This window comes from Campylobacter concisus (assembly GCF_002165815.1).
In the GTDB taxonomy this organism is placed as follows: domain Bacteria; phylum Campylobacterota; class Campylobacteria; order Campylobacterales; family Campylobacteraceae; genus Campylobacter_A; species Campylobacter_A concisus_BH.
Genome location: NZ_NDYN01000016.1, coordinates 1 through 10,172, shown reverse-complemented (window position 1 = coordinate 10,172; position 10,172 = coordinate 1). Strand labels below are relative to the sequence as shown.

General features: G+C 37.8%; 10 protein-coding genes. 1 reads left to right on the top strand and 9 read right to left on the bottom strand.

Going from position 1 to position 10,172, the window contains the following annotated elements; genetic code table 11:
* The 8 genes from B9N65_RS10665 to B9N65_RS10630 all read right to left on the bottom strand — a co-directional run.
* Positions 1-1,141: tyrosine-type recombinase/integrase (locus tag B9N65_RS10665; RefSeq protein WP_087583815.1), on the bottom strand; the 1,141-nt coding region annotated here is incomplete at its 3' end.
* Positions 1,134-1,616: a hypothetical protein gene (locus tag B9N65_RS10660; protein ID WP_087583814.1), complete on the bottom strand. Its 483-nt coding sequence runs from the start codon at positions 1,614-1,616 to the stop codon at positions 1,134-1,136. The genes B9N65_RS10665 and B9N65_RS10660, both read right to left, overlap by 8 nt.
* Positions 1,613-1,996, bottom strand: a complete 384-nt coding sequence (locus tag B9N65_RS10655; protein ID WP_087583813.1) for a YopX family protein — start codon at positions 1,994-1,996, stop codon at positions 1,613-1,615. The genes B9N65_RS10660 and B9N65_RS10655 overlap by 4 nt, the downstream gene beginning before the upstream one ends.
* Positions 1,997-2,015: 19 nt before the next feature.
* The gene (locus B9N65_RS10650) at positions 2,016-2,846 is read right to left on the bottom strand and encodes a hypothetical protein (RefSeq protein WP_087583812.1); all 831 of its coding nucleotides are present in this window, start codon (positions 2,844-2,846) and stop codon (positions 2,016-2,018) included.
* Positions 2,843-3,079, bottom strand: coding sequence for a hypothetical protein (locus B9N65_RS10645; protein ID WP_087583811.1), 237 nt, complete (start codon positions 3,077-3,079; stop codon positions 2,843-2,845). The genes B9N65_RS10650 and B9N65_RS10645 overlap by 4 nt, the downstream gene beginning before the upstream one ends.
* Positions 3,076-3,627, bottom strand: coding sequence for a hypothetical protein (locus B9N65_RS10640; RefSeq protein WP_087583810.1), 552 nt, complete (start codon positions 3,625-3,627; stop codon positions 3,076-3,078). The genes B9N65_RS10645 and B9N65_RS10640 overlap by 4 nt, the downstream gene beginning before the upstream one ends.
* Before the next feature lie 3 nt (positions 3,628-3,630).
* The gene (locus tag B9N65_RS10635) at positions 3,631-4,098 is read right to left on the bottom strand and encodes a hypothetical protein (RefSeq protein ID WP_087583809.1); all 468 of its coding nucleotides are present in this window, start codon (positions 4,096-4,098) and stop codon (positions 3,631-3,633) included.
* Between the two features lie 14 nt (positions 4,099-4,112).
* On the bottom strand, positions 4,113-5,528 hold the full coding sequence (locus tag B9N65_RS10630) for a hypothetical protein (protein ID WP_087583808.1): 1,416 nt from the start codon (positions 5,526-5,528) through the stop codon (positions 4,113-4,115).
* A 1,817-nt stretch (positions 5,529-7,345) separates the two neighbouring features.
* Here B9N65_RS10630 and B9N65_RS10625 point away from each other — a divergent pair.
* Positions 7,346-7,657 carry a hypothetical protein gene (locus B9N65_RS10625; protein WP_141083852.1) on the top strand — a complete coding sequence of 104 codons (312 nt, stop codon included), beginning with the start codon at positions 7,346-7,348 and terminating at the stop codon, positions 7,655-7,657.
* 350 nt (positions 7,658-8,007) lie between these two features.
* On the opposite strand, the gene terL is transcribed toward B9N65_RS10625, so the two are convergent.
* Positions 8,008-9,756 carry a phage terminase large subunit gene (gene terL, locus B9N65_RS10620; RefSeq protein ID WP_087583806.1) on the bottom strand — a complete coding sequence of 583 codons (1,749 nt, stop codon included), beginning with the start codon at positions 9,754-9,756 and terminating at the stop codon, positions 8,008-8,010.
* Between the last annotated feature and the right edge of the window lie 416 nt (positions 9,757-10,172).

Below are 10,172 nucleotides of genomic sequence, written 5' to 3'. Positions count from 1 at the left end.
TCAGTTTATGAGCGTTAAATCCCTTCAAACTCACTAACCTAGAAGCCACCGTATGGCGTAATACGTAAAGTCCGTGAGTGTTGCTAGTCCCTAAGTATCCAAGATGGTTTCTTACAGCCCACCACATACGATTTGCTGTATCGTGATTTAGGTGGGTTATAGGACACTTATCAAGTGGTAGGTCTTTGCAGTTATCATAAGCCCCTTGAGATACCCAGTAGTACGTCATCTTAAGCACTTGGTCGTCTTTTGTCTCTGTAAAAAGTCTCCTAGCCTCAGCTTTACTTACGCTCTTAGCTATTTCTAAGCGTTGCTTTATGGCTCTAAAGACCTCCATAACATTCTCTCCACAAGGCAAGGTTCTGCTATGTCCGTTCTTAGGAGCTCCTATGATAGTACCTGCACCCTTATGTGTCTTAATCGCCTTTGAGATAGTGATAGTATCATACTCAAAGCTAATATCCCCTAGCTCAATAGCAAAGTATTCAGCAGGTCTTAGTCCAAGATTAGATAGCACTATAAAGAGTTCGTATAGCTCTACGCTAGATAGTGCTTTAGATTTTTTAGCTCTGTTATATAAAAACTCTTTAGCACTAAGCAGCTCATCATCTCTTAAAGCAGGTCTTTTGGGTATCACTTGCCTAGCTTGAAGTCCTTTGAAGTTTGGTTTAGATTTAAACTTAACTACTTCAAGACCTTCAAGTATCCTAAGTGCTGTTCCAAGAGCTACTAGAGATGAGTTAAAAGAGTGTGGCGAATATACCTTGCCATTAACTCCTTTGTTTAGCATCTTATCCTTTAGCTCATATAGGTCAGCCGTTGTAAGCTCTGAAACCTCTTTATCTCCTATGGCTTTTATAACCCTATTAAGGCATACTCTATAATGAGTTGTATCATCTAGGTATTGCCAGTATCTATCGTGCAAGAAGTCTAAGGCTTCTGAGAGTTTCATACCACCCCTAGCAGAGCTTACATCAGTTTCCCATAGCTCATCCTCAGCTTTGCCTTTGCGTATTCTTTCTTTCCACTCTTTCTCAAATCTTAGAGCTTCAGCTTTGGTGCTGTTAGGGTATCTTCTTTGAAACCTTACGCCGTCCATTATAAAATCACTGCACCAAGTGCCATTTTTATTTTTATACATCCTTACGCTCCTTTCTGCATCTTAAGCCCTTTGGCGTTCTCTTTTTTCTATCTAGCTCATACATCTCATAATAGTATTTGAGACGTTTATAGATAGCATCAGCTCCGCCATATTGTGCTTGCTTCTCTAGTATCCTTATAAGGTACTCCTCATCACTTTCCCCTTTAAGACGTCTTGTATAGTGCCTAGATGGTTTAGGCTCTGTTGCTATCTTTTGTTGCTTTATTAGCCCTGCTCTGTAATTGTCTAGGTTGTCGTGAGTAGCCCCATAGCCACTAAGAGAGCATAAGCAATAAAAGAAGTAGAATATACCTATATTTTCCCACTTGTAGTGATAAGCATTTGCTAGCCACCAAGCTACTATAAAAGTTCCCATAGTAATCACTATCCAAACTTGTGGTAAAAAAACTATATACCAACCTATGAAGTCTTTTTCTTCTTTGGTTAGCTCTTGTCCTTTGTAGGTTATAATCATCCTAAAATCCCACTATTTTCAAAGATATTACCTAAGACCTCTACTCTGCTAACATCGCAGGACGCAAACGTAAGAAAAGAGCCATTGTCAATCTCTATTACATACATAGCATTTCCCTCATAATAACTAACCTCTCCCTTACATACCTCTTGAGTTTGAGTAGATATTACTTTTACTATGTCTCCCTCAAATATCTTCTTTTTTTTAGCATCCCTTAAACCTATATACTGCATAAGAGTGTAGCTACCCTCAAATGTATAAAAATCTATAAATGCAGTTTCTTGTGGGTCATATCTATCTAATGGGTAGCTTTCTGCATCATATATCATTTTCTTTTCTTTTTTATCCCAAACTCTATAAGCTACTTCTCTAGTTTTCATAATAATATCTCCTATCTTTTTATTTATAATCGTAATACATTACGCCTCTAGCGTCATCATAACCATATTCATCGCAGCCATACTCATCTCTGTAATAATCATCGCCATAGTAATAGTCATAGACACCCATAGTATCACACTCAGCTAAAAACTCTTTACTATTAAGAAACTCAATAATCCTTCTAGTGCTAAGAGTTTTAAGAGTGTTAAGAGTTGCTGTAAAGTCTATAAACTCGCTGTGCGTGTGCTCGTGTTGATAGCCAATGCTTAGATTAACGCAGGCAATCCCAAGAGCTCCTGCTAGGTTGCTAGCGTCCGTAAAGCTACCAAAAGCTGTATTATATCCCATAGCTTCAAAAAGACATATAAGCTCCTCGTTATCCCAGCCATATAATGCTAGCTCATTGCTACCCCTTCTATCAAGCCCTATAAATGAAGTAACATTAAGAGCTTCAATAGCATTAATGCATCTTGAGCTACCTAAGCCCCCTATCTCTTCATCTGTAAAGAAGCCAAAGGCAAATGGCACACCCCTATCAAGTAATTTAAGGGCTATATAACAACCGCACCTATCATCCCCTCCTAAGCAAGCACAATCAGCGTTAGGTAACAAGGCTAAGTAATTCTTTCTTATGTAAAGCTCCCTTTCAGTAGGTGCTTTAGCTGCTCTAGCATCGTTTATGGTATCTATATGCACGCATACAAGAGCATATTGCTCCTTGCCTTTTGGTACAAAGATTATCCCACCATTAGGCACTATGATTTTATCATAATCAGCATAAGATAATCCCTCTAAATATTGCCATAAGCTTTCTTTAGAGTATCCAAGTAGTTTTATTAAGTCTTTCATATTCTTACCCCCTTAGTAGGTATTGCTTTATCGTTTAAAAGTATAAAGTCTTTTGAGCTTACATATATTTCACGTTGTCCGTAAGACCCCTTAAGCTCCTTAAAGTTTGCATCTGGTCTATGCTTCATAAGCTTGCCATACATTGATACAACTTCGCCCTTGTCGCTTATATCCAAAGCCCCTTTGAATACTGAGCCATCCCTAGCTAGCTTGAAATATCCATTAATAATCATTGTGATACCTCCTGCTTTGTTAAGTTACTTAAGCTTGTTGAAAAGGCTAAGCTCCCCTTAAGATATAAAGTTATCCTTGCACTCTCTAAAAAGAAGCTATTAGAATTAAAAAAGACGTCTCTATTAACTAGTTTTATTAATGTAAGCTCCCTTTTATTGTTAAAAAAGACCCTTATAGTCCTTCCTGCTAGATAAGCAGCATTACTATCCCTCTCGCCCCCTACAATATATCCTAAAGCTTCTTGCTGCCCTCTCAAGAGGTCTATTACGCCCTCTATGTATTCTTTACGCTCTTTAAAATCTCTATCAAGGTCATAAGCTTCTGCTAAAATCTTTAAAAAAGTCCTCATATCAGCGCAGAGCACCCTATTATCTAAATAGATAACCTTATTATCTTGTGCCCTATCTATAATAAGCATAGTTTTATGCCACACATAAGACTTGACTACATATAATCCTACATCTGTATTAAAAGCTTCTATGTTAGTATAAGTATCAAAATCCTTAAAGCCTTTTAATCCTTCTATTATTTCACCTCTACTTAACATAGCTCAGTCCTCCCCTCTTAATAGTTTTGTTTCTATACCACACCACACACCGCCTATATATAAAGACACTAAAGGGCATAAATTATTTGTCTTAAAAAACTCAAAGCCCCTTTCTGTCTTTTTTGATACCATAGAGATAAGCCCCTCATTAGTAAAGGTTATATTTACCTTCTCTAAATCCCCTGAATAAGCTTTTTTAGGCTCAGTATCAAAAAGGTAAGCTTTACGCCTAATGGCTATAAAGTTAAAGACTTCTTTTAATAAGTTTTGTAGCTTGCTTGTTGTTTTACTATAAAAGCTATTATCAAAATATAGCACGCTTCTATCTCTTTTTATTACTAGGATAGTAACGCTATAATCAGTAATAACATAAGTTTCTCCATATAATCTAGCCTCAACGTGTCCGCCATAAGTAAATTCTTTATAACCCCAAAGGGCTTTTATAAGCCCCTCTTTATTTCTTACTATCATAATGCACCCCCTTATTAAAATCCGTATTTCTCTACGAGCTCGATAATCTCTTGCTTGCTATATGAGCTTAAGCTATTCGCTAAATAGTCTTTAAGCTCGTCTTTATCCCAGTCACTGCGGACGTTTTCGTCTATTTCATCAATATAGTAAGCCTCGTCAGCTTTTACGTACTCGTCCATACTCTCTATATACACCGCATCCTCTAAAGCTATTCTGCGATATTCATCGCCTTTATAAGGTACATAATCTTTATTATCAGTCCTAACCCACTCGCCATTTTGACCCACAACGTCAGCAACTTGAGAGCTGTGCTCGTATGTATTTTCGTCTATATAGTCGTCCTCAATACTTGAGTAATAGGCATAATCTGAAACTATATAATCATCTTGAAAACTTGACCATACAGCATCATCTTCAATTAGCCAGTCCCCTTGACTATTGCTATACACCGCATTTTCTCTGTCTATATATTCGCCTAAATACTCAGAATAAACCTTGTTACTTACGTCCTCTAAGTCTCTGCCCCCCTCTTCATCTACACTTAAAAAGGCTCTAGTAAAGCCCTCATTTGATGCAAGCTCATTTAAAGTATCGTCTGAGTATCCACCATTTACCCAGTCGTAAGAGTAAAGGCGTCCTTCTTTTTCTAAGCTAAAAGTATCAAGCCAAGATATAGCACTTGTATCGTCTATTTGTATAGAATAATCCCCAGTTTCAGGCTTTAATCTTGAATTAGTCACGCCCCATAGTAGATTAATCCCCTCAGCTTCTAAGGCTTTAATAAATTCGTCTCTGTCGCTACTATCCCCATAATAAAGACGGTCAGCATAACGATTATTTAAATACTCCCCTTTTGTTTCATCAAAGATAACGTTACTATCCCATATAATAGCCCTTGCGGCTATCCTTGAGCCTATTTTAAGAAGTGCTAGCTTTGCCATACTGTCTAAAGACCTAAAGCGATAGCCCTTACCACTTTGGCAACTATGAGGTAAGTCGTCAAGGTCGTAACCTTTGCTAACCTCTACCCACTCTAAGCGTGGCACTGGCTTTGTGTTTGTTAAGAGTCCGATAAGCTTTTCATCAAGGTTTGCAGCTTTACAAAAGTCCGCTTTTAAGCTGTCTTTTATTTTTGAGATAACTGGCTCGTATCCTGCTTTTTGCTTTAAATTAAATAATTCTCCGCTATTGCTAATAATATAGCAAGGCGCATAAAATCCTTGTGTGTCTGTTTTTACTTCGTGTTTTAAGTAGTTTAATTCTAAACTGCCCCGCTCGCTCTCTATTAGAAGAGCTTTGCAAAGGTTAGCCCCGTCTCTAAAGTATTGATTTTTATTGTCAGTTATGAGCTCTTTAAAGCTCTCAAAATCTCCGCTTGTTAGCTCAGCATAAACGCTTTTAACCAATGTTAAGCTTTCATTTGATAACATTTCTTTGCCCCTCCTTAAGGGCGTATAGGTCTTTTTAAGACTTTATACAAGTGGCTTAACTGCCACAACTTCCAAAGGGTTAGGACGTTTCAACTTTGGTCGGTCAAGACGTCTTAGCCTCTTTTTACTTACCTCATATTTACAAAACTCTTTTAAAAGCTCTTGATGAAACCTTTGATAACCTTTTAGGCTCTTAAGGCTCTTTTTTCAAGCTCCTTTTTGTTTTGTTGAGAGAATTATTACACAGATTAGCTTAAATAAAGCTTAACAATAATATAAATTTATAAATATTTTTAGATAAAATGATTAGGCTATTAGATAAGTGCGTTATTTAGGGCTTTTTGAGTTATGAAAAAGATGCTAAAACTTTTAAATGTTTTGGAGATTTTGGGATAGCTTTTGAGTTTTTGGGAGTGTCTAGGGTTGTCTTTGGTATGTTTTGGCTTGTGTTGTGCTGCGTTGTGGTGTGAGTGTGTGGATAGTTGCGGAGTGCTTTGGGAGTGCTTTGGGATTGTATAGGGTTTGCTTTGGGATTTTCTCTTGCTATCTTTTGGCAGCTCTTGGCTATTGCTTGGCGAAGTTTGAAACGCTATCGGCTAATGTACCCGACCGCACGAGATAGCACAAGGGCGATATTTAGGGATTTTATGGCTTTGTAGCTTGTAGGGTGTAGGGATTTGTTAGGGGGTTTCTTGATTGTTTTAGGTTTGCTTTTGGATTATTTAGCTTACTTTAGCTTTGGATTTGCCTATATATGAATTTTAATTATTCTTTATAGGGCTTTTAGTTTATGTTGCTTTGCCACCCTTGCGACGTTGTGGCTGTGCTTGTGGATTTGTGGGGGTTTGTTTTAGAAATGTTGTAGGGGGCTATGGGGGTAAATCGGAGACCCTGAGCGTTATCTAGGGTTTCAAATATTTTTACCATTTTCTTAAACCACTCCTGAGGTAATCCTTAAGCAATCCTGATGAAATCTTAAGCTAACCTCAAGCTAATCCTTAAGCAATCCTGATGAAATCTTAAGCTAACCCTGAGGTAATCTTGAGCTATCCTAAAGCCAATCTCTAGCTTCTATTAGCTCTAATGTTAATAAACCTATCTAGGAGGCTCTACAAAGGGCGAAAGGTATCCAAAGGTAAGTTTGTATTACCTAAGGTTAGTTTTGCTCTCTATGGCTTTCTAAATGCTTCTAAAGGGCATATATGATTTTTATCCTTGATAATCCATAGTTATCCCTTAGATATAGTTAGGGAGCTTCAGAATTATCTTACCTCTGCTCCGAACTATCTATTTATATCCCTACAACTGACTTCAGCCATAGTTAAAAGGAGTTTCGACATTATCTACCTCTCCGAACGGTCTTTATAGAGCTACTTAAAGACACCTATAACAATCCTTTTAACAATCCCAAAGCTATATCTTTGAGTAAGTTAAAGGTATCTTATAGCTATCTTTAAAGTTGTTATGCTTATCTTAAGGACATCCTTTTATAGATATATTTATAGGATTTAGATTAAGAACTCCTAAACAATCCCTAAACTATCCCTAGAGTATCACAGAATATATCTCTGTGTTATCCTAGAGTATCCTTTAGGTTATCCTTAGGATTATCCTTTAGATATCTTATAGATTATCTAAGAGTTATCTTTAAGTTTTCTATATCCCCCCTACCCCCCTTTTCTCCTATAAGTGGCGGGTGACTTCTAACGCCCTATTTTAGGGGCTTTGAGAGCTTAAGCAAAAAGTACATAAAACAATACATTATTAGTATATTTTTTAGTATATTTTAAGCATAGTTGTATTATAATTCACTTATTATGAAACACACTTACACCATACCTGTTACTAAGGACAACTTGCACTATCTAATGCAAGACCTAGTAAGGGGAGACGAAATAGTCTTGATGAGTATCAAGCTTCTAGGTAAGAATGTTAAAGAAGCCCTAAGAAACTTTGGCTCTCTAAGTACAAAGGCTAAGGTCTATACAGCAGCAGGATTAAGAGTGGATAGGACACTTATAAAGAGAGAGTTTAAGCCCCCTGAGCCAGCTCCTCGCTTCTCTGTGGCTGATATGGATTATATACTTCCTTTTACTGAGCCTAGATTTGATTATATGAATAACAAATAGAAAATCAATTCTAAGGGGTCTAGGAGGCTCTAGGTTAAACGAAAGGGTTACTAGAGGTATAATCTATCGTCTAAAAGCGTTCGTTGATTGTAGAAGCTCCTAGATAGGTTTATGAGCCTTAGCACTCCTAAAGACCTTTTTTAGGCTATATCTAAAAATGACCCTTTAAATAGGCTAAGAAATCATAAACGTTCATAAAGCTATCTAGGAGGCTCTAGGTTAAACGTTCGCCTTTCAGAAGGTAATCATACTACCCTGATGACGTTCGTTGATTGTAGAAGCTCCTAGACCCCTTTATGAATGTTCTCAACTAAAAAGGGAGAAAGCATTTAGCCTCTCCCTTAACTTTACTATATAAACTTCCTAAACTTTGTTCGCTCTCTTTTACTCATATTAAGCTCAGCTAAGTACTCATCAAGTAGCTTGTTATCAATGCGTTCTTGATAATTCCTTAGGAGTTTCTTAGGGTCAGCTCCGACTTGCTTTTGCCAATAAGCTACTGCCATAGCTAGTGCATCAAGGCGGTCATCGTGCCTTAAAGAGCCTCTGTCTTTTGTTATATGAGTAAGCTGGTAAAAGAGACTATACACAAACCTACTGTCATCATAAGAGCCATCAAGAAATGGCTTTAAATCCTCCTTAACAGCCTTATAGTCAAAGACAAGCTTATGAGCGTTTAGGACTGGCTCAAGGGTGTCTATGATACGTTTCTCTTTTTGGGTTGAATGAGATACCTCTGAGACAGCACACTGATAGATAGTATTTAACACAGGCTTAAGAAGCTCTACATACATACCATCTCCAAAGTTACTCTCTACTAATATCTCATTTACATTGTTCTCTTTAGCTATTGTTGCTAACTTTATAAGTGTCTCTTCACTGTAACCACCTGTAAGACCGCCACAAGCTGTAACGAAAAGCCTTCCGTGTAGGTGCTTAACTACTGCATATCCTGTTTCGTCTCCACCTCTACCACTAGGGTCAATAGCCATTACTGAGCCAGTATAAGGGGCATACTCGCTATCACAAAACATTGGATAAAACCATCTATCTCCCTCAAAGCCAACATTAGGTAGCTCTCTTATTATCTGCTCTTTAGCACTACCATAGCTAAGGTTAATAGGTGCTTTGTCATAAGGTAAGCTAGTGACTACAAGGTCTCCAGTCTTAAGTGGGTATCTCTCACTATCACTTAAGCTAGTATCTAGCATATATTGAAGGGCATATCCACTTCTACCATAAGAGAGCTTACGCTCATTTAGGTCATCTCTTGTAAATCTCTTAGGGTCTGTTGGAGTTCCTGCTGGCTCTCCTCTTTCTATCATCTCTTCAATGCTAGGAGCTAATGCACCATTATAGGTATCCTTTTGAGGTATCTCAGCAGTCCAAACCCTGCAATGAAACCCAGTAGCTCGTAACTTATTATAGATACTCTCTTCAGTTTGTGGAGTACCAAGATAGATTATTTGAGAGGTCTCTTTTGGTGTTAAGATAGCCTCAAACTCTTTTACAGCTTTAAGAAGCTTCTCTCTTAGGTCAGCTGTGGCTGAGTTATTAGGTACTTCGACATCATCTGCGATTATGTAGTCAGCACGTGAGCCAGTAAGCATTGATGTTATACCCAATGACTTGACGCTCGGAGCGTGACTAGCTAATGCAGGGGCTACATCAAAGGCTACTTTAGATTGCCTTTGGTCACTTGTAGGGATAAGGTGTTGAAGCAGTGGTAGCTCACATATCAATCTTTGTGTAAATACACTAAAGTCATCAGCCCTTTGTTTAGAGGCTGAGACAACTAATACCTTAGCTTGTGGGTCACGAAGCAGTAACCAACATACAAAGCTAGAGGTAATCCAAGACTTACCTATACGCTCTATAAAGTCTTTAATAAATCTTTCATTATGTGTTAGCTTACTTTTCTTATATTCCATAAGACCTTTCATAAAAGGCTGCATAAGTTGATAGATAAGCACTGAGCTAACCTTAGTCTCTCCATAGCCACCTCTAGCTTTAGCAGTAGCTACTTCTTTTCTTATCTTCTCAACACCTTCATTAATACCCTCAAGTTCAAGATTTAATTGTCTTTGCTCTAGTGTCATATTGTCCTCCTTTATGGACTTCTAGTAAGACCAAGAGAAAGACAGAGAGTTCTATTACCATCCTATGGATATCTAAGAGTAATCCTTTACAATCCTTTACCCCTCTCGCCTTCTCCAATAGGTGGCGCGTGTTAGGGAGTAAAAAGATTAAAATCTTCACGATTAAGATTAAACTAAGCTAACAATAGTAATAAGAATAGGCTCAATTCTTCCTATTAGTCAAACCTATTAACGACATAAAAAGGTAAAAGTTTAGGGCTAGGGGCTTCCTGCATATTTCCCTATCAAACTAATAAGAATATCACAGAAAGCCTTAAGATTGCGGGCTCATAACCCGAAGGTCGGCGGTTCAAATCCGTCCTCCGCAACCAAATACCAAGGACTTTTACCACTTTTTAACTAAACACCAACTCCCA

Coding starts and splice junctions, on each gene's coding strand:
- B9N65_RS10645 (WP_087583811.1), bottom strand. CDS start 3,079: ATGATTATTAATGGATATTTCAAGCTAGCTAGGGATGGCTCAGTATTC.
- B9N65_RS10655 (WP_087583813.1), bottom strand. CDS start 1,996: ATGAAAACTAGAGAAGTAGCTTATAGAGTTTGGGATAAAAAAGAAAAG.
- terL (WP_087583806.1), bottom strand. CDS start 9,756: ATGACACTAGAGCAAAGACAATTAAATCTTGAACTTGAGGGTATTAAT.
- B9N65_RS10635 (WP_087583809.1), bottom strand. CDS start 4,098: ATGATAGTAAGAAATAAAGAGGGGCTTATAAAAGCCCTTTGGGGTTAT.
- B9N65_RS10630 (WP_087583808.1), bottom strand. CDS start 5,528: ATGTTATCAAATGAAAGCTTAACATTGGTTAAAAGCGTTTATGCTGAG.
- B9N65_RS10625 (WP_141083852.1), top strand. CDS start 7,346: ATGAAACACACTTACACCATACCTGTTACTAAGGACAACTTGCACTAT.
- B9N65_RS10640 (WP_087583810.1), bottom strand. CDS start 3,627: ATGTTAAGTAGAGGTGAAATAATAGAAGGATTAAAAGGCTTTAAGGAT.
- B9N65_RS10660 (WP_087583814.1), bottom strand. CDS start 1,616: ATGATTATAACCTACAAAGGACAAGAGCTAACCAAAGAAGAAAAAGAC.
- B9N65_RS10650 (WP_087583812.1), bottom strand. CDS start 2,846: ATGAAAGACTTAATAAAACTACTTGGATACTCTAAAGAAAGCTTATGG.